General features: G+C 70.2%; 13 protein-coding genes. 10 read left to right on the top strand and 3 right to left on the bottom strand.

The features are described from left to right. The first annotated feature begins 5 nt into the window (after positions 1-5). The 3 genes from ACK8OR_RS15130 to ACK8OR_RS15120 are packed head-to-tail and all read left to right on the top strand — an operon-like array spanning position 6 to position 2,836. Positions 6-1,163: an MFS transporter gene (locus ACK8OR_RS15130; RefSeq protein ID WP_410190235.1), complete on the top strand. Its 1,158-nt coding sequence runs from the start codon at positions 6-8 to the stop codon at positions 1,161-1,163. A gap of 9 nt (positions 1,164-1,172) precedes the next feature. Then, positions 1,173-1,649, top strand: a complete 477-nt coding sequence (gene smpB / locus ACK8OR_RS15125; RefSeq protein WP_410190234.1) for an SsrA-binding protein SmpB — start codon at positions 1,173-1,175, stop codon at positions 1,647-1,649. A gap of 44 nt (positions 1,650-1,693) precedes the next feature. Continuing rightward, a complete protein-coding gene (locus tag ACK8OR_RS15120; protein ID WP_410190233.1) occupies positions 1,694-2,836 on the top strand; it encodes an MFS transporter in 1,143 nt (380 codons plus the stop codon). Here ACK8OR_RS15120 and ACK8OR_RS15115 read toward each other — a convergent pair. Next, positions 2,799-3,983 carry an alpha-hydroxy acid oxidase gene (locus ACK8OR_RS15115; protein WP_410190232.1) on the bottom strand — a complete coding sequence of 395 codons (1,185 nt, stop codon included), beginning with the start codon at positions 3,981-3,983 and terminating at the stop codon, positions 2,799-2,801. The genes ACK8OR_RS15120 and ACK8OR_RS15115 overlap by 38 nt on opposite strands. Positions 3,984-4,131: 148 nt before the next feature. Here ACK8OR_RS15115 and ACK8OR_RS15110 point away from each other — a divergent pair, with 148 nt between their 5' ends. Together ACK8OR_RS15110 and ACK8OR_RS15105 are read left to right on the top strand one after the other, a co-directional pair. Continuing rightward, a complete protein-coding gene (locus tag ACK8OR_RS15110; protein ID WP_410190231.1) occupies positions 4,132-5,235 on the top strand; it encodes an Acg family FMN-binding oxidoreductase in 1,104 nt (367 codons plus the stop codon). Beyond that, entirely contained in the window at positions 5,235-5,717 is a 483-nt protein-coding gene (locus ACK8OR_RS15105; protein WP_410190230.1) for a MarR family winged helix-turn-helix transcriptional regulator, read from the top strand. The genes ACK8OR_RS15110 and ACK8OR_RS15105 overlap by 1 nt, the downstream gene beginning before the upstream one ends. Here ACK8OR_RS15105 and truA read toward each other — a convergent pair. Further along, positions 5,684-6,460, bottom strand: a complete 777-nt coding sequence (gene truA / locus ACK8OR_RS15100) for a tRNA pseudouridine(38-40) synthase TruA (RefSeq protein ID WP_410190229.1) — start codon at positions 6,458-6,460, stop codon at positions 5,684-5,686. The genes ACK8OR_RS15105 and truA overlap by 34 nt on opposite strands. Positions 6,461-6,596: 136 nt before the next feature. On the opposite strand from truA, the gene ACK8OR_RS15095 reads away from it, so the two are divergent. From ACK8OR_RS15095 to ACK8OR_RS15085, 3 genes are all read left to right on the top strand, one after another. Continuing rightward, entirely contained in the window at positions 6,597-8,009 is a 1,413-nt protein-coding gene (locus ACK8OR_RS15095) for a YcjX family GTP-binding protein (protein WP_410190228.1), read from the top strand. A gap of 77 nt (positions 8,010-8,086) precedes the next feature. Continuing rightward, positions 8,087-9,103, top strand: coding sequence for a YcjF family protein (locus tag ACK8OR_RS15090; RefSeq protein ID WP_410190227.1), 1,017 nt, complete (start codon positions 8,087-8,089; stop codon positions 9,101-9,103). A gap of 2 nt (positions 9,104-9,105) precedes the next feature. Next, the gene (locus ACK8OR_RS15085; protein WP_410190226.1) at positions 9,106-10,758 is read left to right on the top strand and encodes an FAD-dependent oxidoreductase; all 1,653 of its coding nucleotides are present in this window, start codon (positions 9,106-9,108) and stop codon (positions 10,756-10,758) included. Between the two features lie 10 nt (positions 10,759-10,768). On the opposite strand, the gene ACK8OR_RS15080 is transcribed toward ACK8OR_RS15085, so the two are convergent. Further along, positions 10,769-10,903, bottom strand: a complete 135-nt coding sequence (locus ACK8OR_RS15080) for a hypothetical protein (protein WP_410190225.1) — start codon at positions 10,901-10,903, stop codon at positions 10,769-10,771. Positions 10,904-11,131: 228 nt separating this feature from the next. On the opposite strand from ACK8OR_RS15080, the gene ileS reads away from it, so the two are divergent. Then, positions 11,132-14,077: an isoleucine--tRNA ligase gene (gene ileS / locus ACK8OR_RS15075; RefSeq protein WP_410190224.1), complete on the top strand. Its 2,946-nt coding sequence runs from the start codon at positions 11,132-11,134 to the stop codon at positions 14,075-14,077. Between the two features lie 2 nt (positions 14,078-14,079). After that, complete coding sequence (locus ACK8OR_RS15070; protein WP_410190223.1) at positions 14,080-15,330, top strand: NADH:flavin oxidoreductase/NADH oxidase family protein; 1,251 nt, start codon at positions 14,080-14,082, stop codon at positions 15,328-15,330. Positions 15,331-15,333: the final 3 nt, after the last annotated feature.

Genomic DNA, 15,333 nt, shown 5'->3' with positions numbered 1-15,333 from the left:
CGGCCATGCCCCGGGGCCTCGTCCCCATCCTGTCGATGGCCAATTTCGTCATCGGGATGGGGGCGTTCCTCGTGATCGGGGCGCTCACGCCGATCGGGCAGGGCCTGTCACTGACCCCCGAACTAGCCGGCTGGATCCTGACGGTCTACGCGCTGGCCTATGTCGTGCTCTCGCCGCTTCTCGTTGCGCTGACCGGCGCGTTCGGGCGACGGCGCGTGATGGCTGCGGGTCTGGCACTCTTTGCGCTGGGGGCCGCGGCATCCGCGCTCGCGCCGTCGATGGGCTGGCTTCTGGCGGCGCGCGTCCTCGCCGCCGCGGGGGCCGGGATGACCACGCCGGTCGCTGCCGCCACCGCCGCCGCGCTCGCCCCGCCCGAGGCACGGGGCCGCGTCCTCGCCATGGTATTCCTCGGGCTGACGCTGGCGCAGGTCGCGGGCGTCCCCTTCGGCAGCTGGATCGCCTACAGCTTCGGCTGGCGCGTGGCGTTCTGGATCGTCGCGGCCCTCTCGATCCTCGCCGCCGCCGCGATCTGGGTCCGCGTCCCCGCTGGCCTCAGGTTCCAGCCCGTGCGGCTTGCCGATCTCGGCGCGGTCCTCGCCGACCCGAAGCTGATGCTCGCCATCCTCTTCACAGCGACCTTCCTCGGCGCGATCTACATCCCCTTCACCTACGTCGCCCCGCTCCTGGAGGAGACGATGGGCATGGGCCGGAACGGCGTGACAATCGCGCTGGTGATCGCGGGGCTGGGCGCCGTGGCGGGCAATCTCGCGGGCGGCGCGCTGGCCGACCGGCTGGGCCCGGTCCGCACGCTTTTGATCCTCGCCTGCGCGCAGGTCGTGCTGATGCCGCTCCTCTCGGCACTGCCCGTCCCGATCCTGCTCCTCTACCTGCTGATCTTCACATGGAACGCCTGCGGCTACGGCTTCAACGCGGCCCAGCAGCTCCGCCTCGTGGCCCGCGCGGGCGCCCGCGCGCCGGTCGCGCTCTCGCTCCATGCGGCGTCGATCTATCTCGGGGCGGCGGTCGGGGCCGCGATCGGCGGCTGGGTCATCGCGGGCTACGGCGTCCGGGCCGTGGGCGTCGCCGGCGGCATCACCGCGCTTCTGGCCATCGTCCACCTGATCGCCTCGCACCGGCTGGACAGGGGCGCGGGCCGCACTTAGGTCCGGTCCATGGCCAAGAAAGACGACGACAAGAACTACAAGGTGATCGCCGAAAACCGGCGGGCCCGCTACGATTACGCGATCGAGGACGATATCGAATGCGGCATCGTGCTCGAGGGTTCGGAGGTGAAATCCCTGCGCGAGGGCGGCGCCAACGTCGCCGAAAGCTATGCCGCCGTCGAGGGCAGCGAGCTCTGGCTGGTGAACGCCTACATCGCGCCCTACGCGCAGGCCAAGACCTTCGGCCACGAGGAGCGCCGCCGCCGCAAGCTCCTGGTGTCGAAGCGCGAGATGTCGAAGCTCTGGAACGCGACCGCGCGCGAGGGCTATACGCTCGTGCCGCTGGTGATGTATTTCAACCATCGCGGCATGGTGAAGCTGAAGATCGGCGTCGGCAAAGGCAAGAAGACCGAGGACAAGCGCGCCGCGACCGCCAAGCGCGACTGGCAGCGCCAGAAGGCCCGGCTCCTGAAGGAACACGGGTGAGCACGGCTTTGGTCTTCGCGCCCGCCACCGCGTCGGCCCGCTGAATGTCCGTCCTTTCCGCCCTGCGCCTCAGCCGCGCGCCCGTCGCGGCCTTCATGGCGGTCGGCCTGACCTGGGGCTGCGTCGCGGCGATGGCACCGGTGCTGAAGGCGCGGATCGGGGCGGATGACGCGACGTTCGGTCTGCTGCTTCTCGGAACGGCGATCGGCCTGTCGACCACGCTCTACGTGGCGCCCCGCTGGGACCGGCGTCTCGGCGCGCTGGCCCTGCCGGCCGGGTCGGTGATGCTGGCGGTGGCCGCCCTTCTGCCCATCGGCGCCGTGACCGTGCCGCTCTTCTTCGCCGCACTCCTCCTGATGGGCGCGACCAGCGGCCTGACGGACGTGGTGATGAACGCCCGCGTCTCCGAGATCGAGGCGCGGACGGGCCGCAGCCTGATGAACGTCAACCACGCGATGTTCTCGGTCGCCTATGCCGCCTCTGCACTGCTGACCGGCGCGATGCGCGAGGCGGGCTGGGGGCCCGAGGCGATCTTTCCCGTGATCGCCGCGCTCATCCTCGCGTCCGTCCCGTTCCAGCGGATGGACGTCGCACCTGTCGCGGAGGGCGATACCGGCGCCGGCCGCCTGCCCGCGGGGCTCATCGCCGCCTGCGCCGTGATCGTCCTGATCGCCTTCATGGCCGAGGCCACGGTCGAAAGCTGGTCGGCGCTGCATATCGAACGCACGCTGGGCGGCGGCGCGGCCGAGGGCGCGTTCGGCCCGGCCATGCTGGGCCTGACGATGGCCGTCGGACGGTTCTCGGGACAGGCGGTCTCGGCGCGAATGTCCGAGATCACCGTGATCCGCATGGCGACCGGCCTCGCCGTGATCGGCGTCCTTGTCGCGGCGGCGGCCCCGTCACCGGCCATCGCCTATCTCGGCTTCGGCCTTCTGGGTCTGGGAATTTCGGTGATCGGACCGATGGGCCTCGCGCTCGCGGGCCGTCTCGCCGACCCGCGCCAGCGGACGGCCGTGATCGCGCGGGTCGCGGTGATCGGCTTCACCGGCTTCTTCATCGCGCCCGCGCTGATGGGCCTCGCCTCCGACGCGTTCGGGCTCCGTTGGGCCTTTGCGGCGGTGGCCGTCGTGACGGCCGCCGCCTGGCCGCTCAGTTATTCCGGCCGGTTGGCTCCCACTCGCCCCTGAAGCCTTTCGGGATCAGAAGGTTGTGCGGTCCGACATCGTGGATGTCCTTCTCGCCACACAGCGCCATAGTGGTATCCAGCTCCTTGCGGATCACCTCGAGTGCGTGGCCGACGCCCTTCTGCCCCATTGCGCCCAGCCCGTAGATATAGGCGCGCCCGATCATCACGCCGCGCGCACCCAGCGCCACGGCCTTCAAGACGTCCTGACCCGACCGCACGCCGCCATCCATCCAGACCTCGATCTTGTCGCCCACCGCGTCCACGATCTCGGGCAGCATCCGGATCGACGAGAGCGCGCCGTCGAGCTGTCGTCCGCCATGGTTCGATACGATGATCGCGTCCGCACCCACATCCAGCGCCAGCCGCGCGTCTTCGGGGTCGAGGATGCCTTTCAAGACGACCTTCCCCTTCCACTTGTCGCGCAGCATCTTGATCTTGTCCCAGTCGAGCCGGGGATCGAACTGCTCGGCCGTCCAGGACGACAGCGACGAGGTATCGCCGACCCCCTTCGCGTGGCCCACGATATTGCCGAAGGTTCGGCGCGTGGCCTGCATCATCTCGAGGCCCCAGCCGACCTTCGTGGCCATGTTCGCGATGCTGGCGGGCGTCAGCTTTGGCGGCGCGGAGAGACCGTTCTTGAGGTCCTTGTGGCGCTGCCCGAGGATCTGGAGGTCGAGCGTGATGACGAGCACGTCGCAGCCCGCCGCCTCGGCGCGGCCGATCAGATTGTCGACGAATTCCTCGTCGCGCATGACGTAGAGCTGGAACCAGAACGGGCTCGCGGTCTTGCGGGCGACGTCCTCGATCGAGCAGATCGACATGGTCGACAGGCAGAACGGCACGCCGAAATCCTCGGCCGCGCGTGCCGCGAGGATCTCTCCATCCGCATGCTGCATCCCCGTCAGCCCGACGGGGGCGAGCGCCACGGGCATCGACACGTCGCGGCCCGCCATCGTCGTCGCGACCGAACGGCCTTCCATGTCCACCGCCACGCGCTGACGCAGGCGGATCAGGTCGAAGTCGGTCTCGTTCTCGCGGAAGGTCTGCTCGGTCCAGCTGCCCGACTGGCAGTAGTCGTAGAACATCTTTGGGACGCGCCGGCGGTAGAGGGTGTGGAGGTCGTCGATGGTGGTGATGACGGGCGACATGGGCGCGAACCTCCGGCTGGCCACGAAATTGGTGAGGACTTCTAACCAATTTGGGAATTGCCCGCAATCCGGTGCCAGTGCAGACGCGGGGTTGAAAGTAATGCAACATTGCACTAAATAGTGCAACATTGCATTAAAGGAGCCTGCTATGCCCGACCTGTCCCGCCGCAAGACCATCGCCCTGATCGGGGGTGGAACGATCCTCGCCGCGACCGGCGGCCTCGCCACCTTCGCCGCCACCCGAACGCCGCATGCCGCACTCGCCCCCTGGGACGCGGCCGGGAACTACGCCGATCCGCGAATGCGGGCGCTGAGCTACGCGCTGCTGGCGCCCAACCCGCATAATAGACAGCCGTGGGAAGCCGAGCTGACGGGTACGGATGGCATCGCGATCTGGCGCGATCCGGCGCGCGACCTGCCGGTGACCGATCCCCATGGCCGTCAGCTGACCATCGGCATGGGCTGCTTTCTCGAACTCTGCCGCATGGCCGCCGCCGAGGAGGGCTATGCGACCGACACCGTGCTCTTCCCCGAGGGCGAGGACGGGCCGGTCGCACGGCTCACCCTGACCGATGGCGGCACGCCTGACCCCCTCTTCGCCCATGTCATGGCGCGCCGCTCGCACAAGGAGGCGTTCGACCCCCGGCCCGTCGGCCCCGAGGCCTCGGCACTCGCCGAACATGCGGACCTCCATCTCGACGGCGAAACGCGCGACGCGCTTCGCACCATCGCCCATGATGCCTGGATTGCCGAGGTCTCGACCCCCGCCGCCCTGAAGGAGAGCATCGACCTGCTGCGCATCGGACGCGCCGAGATCGAGGCCAATCCCGACGGCATCGACCTCGGTGGGCCGATGATGGAAGGACTTGCCCGCGTCGGCCTCCTGACGCGCGAGGCGGCGATGGATCTCGACAACCCCGGAACCCGCGCCAATGTCGAGGCGACGGCCGAGGCGATCCTCGGCGCCCCGGGCATGGTCGTGCAGACCACGGCGACCAATACGCGCGACGACCAGATCGAAGTCGGGCGACGCTGGCTGCGTCTCAACCTCGCGGCGACCGGGGCCGGTCTGGCCCTCCGGCCCGTGAGCCAGGCGCTTCAGGAATATCCCGAGATGGCCGTGCATCACGACGCCATTCACGCCATCGCCGCGCCCGACGGAGGCACGGTTCAAATGCTGGGTCTGCTGGGCTATGCCGAGCCGACGCCGCGCACGCCGCGCTGGCCGCTGGACACCCGCATGAGGGCCTGATGGACGAGCCGCCGACCGAGACCGACGACCCGCGACGCATGTTCGCGATCTTCAACGAGATCGGCATTATCGCGCAACTCAGCCGGGCCCTGTTCGAGGACCGGCTGCCCGACGGGGTCCTGCTGCCGCATTTCACGCTGGTCAATCATCTCGTCCGGGTGCGGGATGGGCAGACGCCGCTGGCCATGGCGCGGGCGTTCCAGCTTCCGAAGACGACGGTGTCGCACATGGTGTCGGTCGCCGTCCGCCACGGATGGGTCGAGCTTCGGCCCAATCCCGATGACGGCCGCTCCAAGCGCGTCTGGCTGACCGAGGCGGGCCGCGCCTTCCGCGAGAAAGCCATCACCGACCTGATGCCCGAACTGACCGAGGTCGGGGCCGCCCTGAAGCCTCAGGCGCAGGAGAACCTGCTGCGTCACCTGACGGGTCTGCGCATCTTCCTCGACGCTCAGCGCGATCCGCCGAACGGGTCCGACGGGTAGCGCACGCCCGTCAGGACCAGCCCGTCAGGCGGTGCGACCGGCCCGCAGGCCGCGCGGTCCCGCGCCGCCAGCGCCTCGGCCACGCGCGCGGGCGCCCAGGCTCCGGCGCCGACCCGCTCCAGCGTGCCCGCGATCGACCGGACCTGGTTGTGCAGGAACGACCGCGCCCGCAGATGCAACCGGATGTCCTGTCCGCCCGGATAGGGGCGCGCCTCGACCGTGATCGCGTCCAGCGTCTTCACCGGCGACTTCGCCTGGCAGATCGACGCGCGGAACGTCGTGAAGTCGTGCTGCCCGATCAGATGCGCCGCGCCGGCCTGCATCGCCTCGGGGTCGAGCGGCCCGATCACGCGCCACGCCTGGCCCGCGTCGAGGGTCAGCGGCGCGCGGCGGGCGATGATCCGGAACGTATAGCGCCGCTCGACCGCATCGAAGCGCGCGTGCCAGTCGTCCGCGACCCGCGCACAGGCCGTCACCGCGACCGGCGCGGGCTTCAGGTGCCAGTTCACCGCTTCCGACAGGCGGAACGGCTCCCAGTCGCGCGCCATGTCCGCGTGGGCGACCTGTCCCGTCGCGTGGACACCCGCATCGGTCCGGCCCGCCGCCGCGATCGACCCCATGTCCGGCTCTAGCACCCGGAGCGCCTCCTCCAGCGTCTGCTGGACCGACGCCGGGCCGTCCTGTCGCTGCCACCCGGCGAACGGGCGGCCATCATATTCGACGCGAAGGGCAAAACGGGGCATGGGCGGCGCTTACCGCGCGGCGGCGAAGGGGGCCAGCCCCGACCGGGCGGACCCGTCCGCCGGACCCCGCCACCCATCGCCGTGCTTTCCCTACGGCGTCCCGCCGCCTATCTGGTGCGGGAACGGGGGGTGCGCGATGGTGATCGGACGGCTGGCGGATGCGGTGACGCGCGGCGTGGGGGACATGGCGGCCTCGGTCACGGACGTGTTCGACCCGACGATCCGGCTCGGCGTCACGGGGCTCAGCCGCGCGGGCAAGACCGTCTTCATCACCTCGCTGGTGGCCAACCTGATCGACCGGGGCCGGATGCCCGGCTTCGCCGCCGGTGCGCGGATCGAGACCGCGTTCCTCCAGCCGCAGCCCGACGACACCGTGCCGCGCTTCGATTACGAAGCGCATCTCGCCGACCTGACCGCGCGCGACCCCCGCTGGCCCGACGGCACGCGCGCGGTTTCCGAGTTGCGCCTCTCGCTCAAGGTGCGGCCCGCGGGGCTCCTCTCGGGGATGCGCGGCGTGCGGACGGTGCATCTCGATATCGTGGATTATCCCGGCGAATGGCTCCTCGATCTCGGCCTGATGGAGAAATCCTACGACGCGTGGTCCGCCCGCGCGCTGACCCGGTTGTCGGACTGGGGGGCCACCGACTACGCCGTCGCGATGGAGGCGGCCGACGGCGCGGCCAAGCTCGACGAGCCGCAGGCCCAGTCGCTCGCCCGGGCCTACACCGCCGCGCTGCAGGCGGCGCGCGCCGCCGGGGCCTATGACCTGACGCCGGGGCGGTTCCTTCTGCCGGGCGAACTCGAAGGCTCGCCCGTCCTGACCTTCGCGCCCCTGCCGCCCGGCGACGCGCCTCGCGGCTCGCTCCGCCGCGAGATGGAACGCCGGTTCGAGGCCTACAAACGGCAGGTCGTCGAGCCCTTCTTCCGCGACCATTTCGCCCGGCTGGACCGCCAGATCGTGCTGCTCGACGTCCTCGGCGCGATCCGGCGCGGGCCCCGCGCGGTCGAGGAGATGCGCGCCGCGATGGCGGACCTGCTTGCGGCGTTCAAACCCGGCGCGCTGGGCTGGCTGATGCAGCTTCTGGGCGCGCGACGCGTCGACCGCGTGCTCTTTGCCGCGACCAAGGCCGACCACCTGCACCACGCGCAGCATGCCAAGCTGACCGCGATCCTCGAGGCGATGGTGCGCGAGGCGCGGTCGCGCGCCGATTTCGCCGGTGCGCAGACCCGCGCGATGTCGATGGCCGCGCTGCGTGCCACCGTCGAGGAGGAGCGCGGCCATAATGGCACGACGCTTCAGGTCGTGCGCGGACGTCTGCTGCAGCCAGACGGGACCGCCGGCCGCTCCGCCGCGCTCTATCCCGGTGCGTTGCCCGACGACCCCGCGCATCTTCTGACGCCTGCGCGTGCGGGGGCCGAGGCCTGGCTCGACGGGGAGTACGACCTGATGGATTTCGCCCCCGCCCCCCTGACGCTTCGCCCGGGCGAGGGGCCGCCCCATATCCGGCTGGACCGGGCGGCGGAATTCCTGCTGGGCGACCGGCTCTGACGCCCGCCCGGACGCGGTGCCATTGCATCGGGGCCGGGGGGGCATAGGTTCGGGGGCGACCCTGACGCGAGACGCCGATGCCCGCCGACCCGAGCCCCCGCCGCGGGGCGATCCTCTACGACGACGCCCCGGATGCCGCCGCACCCGATCCCGCCGCCGCGCCCCCGGTCCCCGAACCCGAGGTGGCGCCGCCGCCCTCGGGCCGCGCGATGCAGACGGTCGCGGTGCTCGCCGCCCGGCGCGGCCGCTCGCTGGCAGGCTGGTTCTGGGGGACGCTCGGCGCGCTTCTGACCTTCGCGATCTCGGTCGCCGCGTGGAACTTCGTGACCGGCCTGATCGAGACGCGGCCGCTGCTGGGCCTCGTCGCACTCGCCCTGACGGGCGCGTTCGTCCTCGTCTGCCTCGTCATTGCCACCCGCGAGATCGTAGCCCTCTCGCGGCTCGGCCGGATCGACGACTTCCGGCACGACGCCGTGGCCGCCGCAGACGATCTGGGTGCCGCGCGCGCCCTCTCGACCCGGCTGTCGGGCTTCTATGCCGGGCGCCCCGACACGCGCTGGGGGCGCGAGGAATTGGCGGCGCGCGCGGACGACCTCTTCGACGCGGACGCCGTGATGGCCCTGACCGAGGACAAGCTCCTCGCCCCGCTCGACGCCGCCGCCACCCGAGAGGTCGAAGCCGCCGCCCGGCAGGTCGCGCTGGTGACGGCGATCGTGCCGCTGGCCCTGGCCGACGTGGTTGCGGCGCTGACCTCGAACCTGCGGATGATCCGCCGCATCGCGCTGATCTATGGCGGGCGCGGCGGCACGCTGGGATCCTGGCGTCTCGCGCGGACCGTGCTGACCCACCTGGCGGCCACCGGCGCAGTCGCCGTGGGCGACGACCTGATCCATTCGGTCGCGGGGGGCGGTGTGCTGGCCAAGCTCAGCCGCCGCTTCGGCGAGGGTCTCGTCAACGGCGCGCTCACGGCGCGGGTCGGCGTCGCCGCGATGGAAGTCTGCCGCCCGCTGCCCTTCACCCATGCCCGCCCGCCCCGGATCACCGCCGTGGTCCAGCGCGCGCTGACCGGCCTGTTCGGCCAATCGGAGACCTGACGATGGAAAGCCTCGCCCAAGACCTCGAGACGATGATCCGGACCCCGCTGCATGACGACCATGTCGCGCGGATGCGCAAGATCGGACACGAGACCACCTTCGACGCGGGCGACGCCGTGCAGGAGATCGGTGAGGTCGTCGACCGCTTCGTCTACGTGCTCGACGGCGAGATCGAGGCGATCGATCCCGTCACCGGCGAGCGTTACGGCAACGCGTCGCTGGGGCCGTCGCAATTCTTCGGCGATATCACCTTCCTCCATGGCGGGCGCGCGACGCTGGGCGCGCGTGCGGCACAGGACACCAGGGCGTTGGTCGTGGACCGGGTCGAGATGCTGCAGCTGATGTCCGAGATTCCCGAGATGAGCGACATCATCATCACCGTCTTCGCCGCCCGCCGCCGCCGCCAGATCGAGAAGGACGGCGGCAGCCTGACGCTGATTGGCATGGACCGCGACCGCCATATCCGCGCCATCGGGGCCTTCGCGGCGCGCAACCGCATCCCTTATCGCACGCTTGACCTCGACGACGGCGAGGCGGGCGAGATCGCGAAATCCTGTTCGCTGGCCCCCAAGGAACCGGCGGTGGTGTTCGGCCGCGACCAAGTGATCGACGATCCGACGCCCCGCAAGATCGCGGAGCTCTTCGGGCTCGACCTCGACCTGGACGCGGACGAGGTCCATGACGTCCTGATCGTCGGCGGCGGGCCGGGCGGCATCGCGGCGGCGGTCTATGCGGGCGCCGAAGGGCTCTCGGCGCTGGTGGTCGAGGACGCGACGATCGGCGGGCAGGCGGGCACCTCAAGCCGGATTGAGAACTACATGGGCTTTCCGACCGGCATTTCGGGGGCCGATCTGTGCTGGCGCGGCGAGGTGCAGGCGATGAAGTTCGGCGCGCGCTTCGCGGTGCCCCGGCGGGCGTCGAGCCTTGCACCCCAGCCCGGCGGCGGCTTCTGCGTGACGCTGGATGACGGGACCGAAACCTGCGCGCGCGCCGTGGTCATCGCGACCGGCGTGCAATACCGCCGCCTTCCGCTCGACCGGCTGGAGGAGTTCGAGGGCGCGGGCATCTACTACGCGGCCACCGATGTCGAGGCGCGGTACTGCCGGGGCACGGACGCGGTGATCGTCGGCGGCGGCAACTCGGCGGGGCAGGCGGCGATGTTCCTGTCGCGCTACGCCCGCTGCGTCCATCTTCTGGTGCGCGGCGACAGCCTGGCCGACAGCATGTCGAGCTATCTGTCGGGCCGTCTCGACGCCGATCCGGGCATCCGCATCCGCTACAACAGCGAGATCGCCGAGCTCGAGGGAGACAAGAAGCTGACCGGTCTGCGCCTCAAGGGCAGCGGGGTCGAGGAGGGCGACGACCGCATCGACAGCGGCGCCTGTTTCATCATGGTCGGGGCCGCCCCCAACACCGATTGGCTGGCGGGTCAGGTCGAGGTCGACGGCAAGGGCTTCGTGCTGACCGGCGATGCGGTCGGGCGGGACAGTCCCTATGCCACCTCGGCCGAGGGGATCTTCGCGGTCGGCGACGTGCGGGCCGGGTCGGTCAAGCGCGTCGCCAGTTCCGTCGGCGAGGGGTCCGTCGTGATCTCGCGCGTATGGGATCACGTCAACCGTGTGCGCGAGGACGAGGCCGCGTCAGACGCCGCCTGACGGGCGCGCGTCAGGTCGGCGGATCGGCCGCGCGCGCGGCGCGGCGGCGCAGGCGTCGGACCGGATCGTCGGGCTGCGGCAGGCAGAGCGGCGTCAGCACGATGACGGCCGTTCCGAGAAAGGCGAGGGCGAGGGACAGTGTCATGGCAGGGCTCCTTCGCCCGCCATGCTGCGCCCGAGGCATGAAGATAGCGTTAAGCCGCGCCCGCTTGCCCCCCGCACCGGCCCCCGCCTATAAGGCCCGCGACATGACGGACCGCGCGCGGATCATACGAATTAGCCCCCCGGCGCCCTGACCTTCGGGGCGGCCGGGCCAAGGGTGCCGCGCGCGCGCACCGATCTTCATGCAATTCCGATCCGAAGGACGCCTCCGATGAGCGCCGAGACCCCCGCCACGCCCGACTACAAGTCGACGCTGAACCTGCCACAGACCGAGTTTCCGATGCGCGCGGGCCTGCCCAAGCGCGAGCCGGGCTGGCTGGAGCGCTGGGCGCGGATCGGTGTCTACGACCGCCTGCGCGAGCGGTCCGAGGGCCGGGAGCCCTTCACGCTGCATGACGGCCCGCCCTATGCCAACGGCAACCTCCATATCGGCCACGCGCTCAACAAGACGCTCAAGGACATGGTCGTGCGCTCGCGTCAGATGATGGGTCACGACGCGCGCTACGTGCCTGGCTGGGACTGCCACGGCCTGCCGATCGAATGGAAGATCGAGGAGAAGTACCGTCAGAAGGGTCGCGACAAGGATGCCGTCGACATGGTCGAGTTCCGGCAGGAATGCCGCGAGTTCGCCGCCGGTTGGGTCGACGTGCAGCGCGACGAGTTCAAGCGCCTCGGCATCACCGGCAACTGGGCCGATCCGTACCTGACGATGGATTACCGCGCCGAGGCGGTGATCGCGGCGGAGTTCCAGACCTTCCTGATGAACGGGCTGGTCTACCAGGGGTCGAAACCCGTGATGTGGTCGCCGGTGGAGAAGACCGCGCTGGCCGAGGCGGAGGTGGAGTATCACGACCGTCAGGTGGATGCGATCTGGGTGAAGTTTGATGTATTGAGGCCTGTAGCCGAACCGAAGGAGAATGGCCGTCCTCATGAGAGCATCGTTTGGACCGGAATAGATAACGCAAGTGTGGTCATCTGGACCACGACGCCTTGGACTATCCCGCAGAACCGCGCGATCTGCTTCGGGCCGGGCATCGCCTACGGCCTCTACGAGGTCACCGGCACGCCGGAGGAAAGCTGGGCCAAGACGGGCGACCGCTACTTGATCGCGGACGCGCTGGCCGAGGCGACGCTGACCGCCGCGCGGCTCGACACGGACATGTGGACGAAGCTGCGCGACGTCACTGCCGACGAACTGGCGGCCCTGACCTGCGCCCATCCCCTCCGCGGCGCGGAGGGTGCACACGGCGAATGGGACTACGACGTCCCGCTCTTTCCCGGCGATCACGTCACCGACGACGCGGGCACGGGCTTCGTGCACACCGCGCCCAGCCACGGCGACGACGATTATCAGATCGGGGTCAAGCACGGCCTCGCCATGACCCACAATATCGAGGCCGATGGCAGCTTCCGCGCGGACCTGCCGATCTTTGGCGGCGAGGCGATCCTGAGCGCCAACGGCAAGAAGCCCGGCGGGGCCAACAAGGCCGTCATCGCCGCTCTTCAGGCCGGCGACGCGCTGCTGGCCCGCGCGCGCATCACCATCTCGGACGCGCATAGCTGGCGCTCCAAGGCACCGGTCATCCGCCTCAACCGCCCGCAATGGTTCGCCGCCATCGACCGACCCGTCGGCGATGGCCAGGACACGTATGGCGAGACGGTGCGCGCCCGCGCCCTGACCTCCATCGACCAGCTCGTCGAATGGACGCCGAAGACGGGGCGCAACCGTCTCTATTCCATGATCGAGAACCGCCCCGACTGGGTGCTCTCGCGCCAGCGCGCCTGGGGCGTGCCGCTGACCTGTTTCACAAAGGCGGGCGCCAAGGCGGACGACCCGGACTTTCTGCTGAAGGACCCGGCGGTCAACGCACGCATCATCGAGGCCTTCGAGGCCGAGGGCGCGGACGCGTGGTATCAGCCCGGCGCCAAGGCGCGCTTCCTCGGCGCCGACTACGACCCCGAAGCGTGGAACAAGGTCGACGACATCCTCGACGTCTGGTTCGATTCCGGCTCGACCCACGCCTTCGTGCTGCGCGACCGGCCCGACGGGACCGAGGACGGCATCGCCGACGTCTATCTCGAAGGGACCGACCAGCATCGCGGCTGGTTCCATTCCTCGATGCTACAGGCCTGCGGCACCACGGGCCGCGCGCCTTACCGCGCCGTCGTCACGCACGGGTTCACCATGGACGAGAAGGGCATGAAGATGTCCAAGTCCATCGGCAACACCATCGCGCCGCAGGACATCGTGGACCAGTACGGCGCCGACATCCTGCGGCTCTGGGTCGCGACCGTGGATTATACCGCCGATCACCGCATCGGGCCCGAGATCCTCAAGGGCGTGGCCGACAGCTACCGCCGGCTGCGCAACACGCTGCGCTTCATGCTGGGATCGATCACCGATGATGCGCCCGCCGATCCGCTGGAAATGCCCGAGCTGGAGCGCTTCGTGCTGCACCGCCTGTCCATGCTGGATGACGAGGTGCGCGCCGCTTACGCGCGCTACGACTTCGCCGCCGCCTTCCAGGCGATCTTCCAGTTCGCGACGATAGACCTCTCGGCCTTCTATTTCGACATCCGCAAGGACGCGCTCTATTGCGATGGCGACACGCTGCGTCGCCGCTCGGCGCGCACCGTCCTGCGCCTCCTGCACGAGCGGATGACGACCTGGCTCGCGCCGATCCTGCCCTTCACGATGGAGGAGGTCTGGCTCGAGGTGCATCCCGGCGACAACAGCTCCGTGCACCTTGAGGATTTCCCCGCACCGCGCCCGGGCTGGCGCGACGACGCGCTGGCCGCCAAGTGGTCGCGCATCCGCGCCGTCCGCCGCGCGGTCACGGGCGCGCTTGAGGTGCAGCGCCGCGACAAGGTCATCGGCTCCTCGCTCGAGGCGGCGCCCTTCGTGCATGTCGATGACGAGACGGCGGCGCTGCTGGAAGATGTGCCCTTCAACGATCTTTGCATCGTGTCCGGGATCACGGTCACCACCGACCCCGCGCCCGACACCGCCTTCCGGTCCGAGGACGACGCGACCGTCGCGGTCGTCTTCGCCCATGCATCGGGCGGCAAGTGCCAGCGCTGCTGGAAGGTGCTGCCGGATGTCGGGCATCACGGACATGATGGCGTCTGCGGGCGCTGCGACCAGGCGCTAGGATAGGGATGGCGATCCCGGCCCCCGCGCACGCGCCGCTGCTCTACAGTCCATTCGATCCGGGCGGGCGGATCGATGCGCCGAACCGGTTTCTGAAGTCGGCCATGAGCGAGGTCATGGCCGAGCAGGGCGTCCACTTGCCGACCACTGCGCACGAGACGGCCTATCGTCGCTGGGCCGCGGGCGGCACGGGCATCATCGTCACCGGCAACGTGATGATCGACCGCCGCGCCATGGGCGAGCCGGGCAATGTCGTGCTGGAAGATGACCACGGGCTCGACCGTTTCCGGGCCTGGGCCGCGGCCGTCCATGACGGGAATCCCGAAGCGCGCGTCTGGATGCAGCTCAATCATCCGGGCAAGCAGAGCCCCAAGTTCCTCTCGCCCGAGCCCGTGGCGCCCAGTGCCGTCCCGCTGGGGCATGGGCTCGACCGCAGCTTCGCCACGCCCCGCGCGCTGACGGATGCGGAGATCCGCGAGATCGTGGCCCGGTTCGCCCGCGCGGCCGCGCTGGCCGTTCGCGCGGGCTTCGACGGCGTGCAGATACACGCGGCCCATGGTTATCTCGTCGGCCAGTTCCTCTCGCCGCATCACAACCGCCGCGACGACGACTGGGGCGGCTCGCCCGAGAACCGCCGCCGCTTCGCGCTGGAGATCCTGCGCGCGATCCGCACGGCCGTCGGCCCTGACGTGCCCGTGTCGATCAAGATGAACAGCGCCGATTTCCAGACCGGCGGCTTCGGCGGCGACGAGGCCTTCGCCCTGATCGAGGCGCTGAGCGCCGAGGGCATCGACCTGATCGAAATCTCCGGCGGCACCTACGAGGCGCCCGCGATGGTCGGTGCCAAGCAGAAGACATCCGCGCGCGAGGCATATTTCCTCGATTTCGCCGCCGAGGCCCGCGCCCGGACGGATGTGCCGCTCGCCGTCACCGGCGGCTTCCGCTCGGTCCGCGCGATGGAGGCGGCGCTGGCGTCGGGCGCCTGCGACATGATCGGGATCGCCCGCGCGCTGACGCTGGACCCCGAACTGCCGCTGAATGCCGCGACCGACCCCGATTACGTCCGCGATGTCGGTCGGCCCAGCACGGGTGTCCGGGGGATCGACCGGATGCTGATGCTGGCCCTGACCTGGTACGAAACCCAGATCCGCCGCATGGGGCAGGGGCGCGACCCCGATCCGGACCTGACGGCCTGGCGCACGGTCTGGGACAACCTGGTCGCGATGGGTCGGGCGGGCTTTCGGACGCGGCGCGGCTGAGCG

The organism is Jannaschia halovivens (assembly GCF_046452375.1).
GTDB lineage: Bacteria > Pseudomonadota > Alphaproteobacteria > Rhodobacterales > Rhodobacteraceae > Jannaschia > Jannaschia halovivens.
This window is presented reverse-complemented; position numbering and strand designations above follow the sequence as displayed.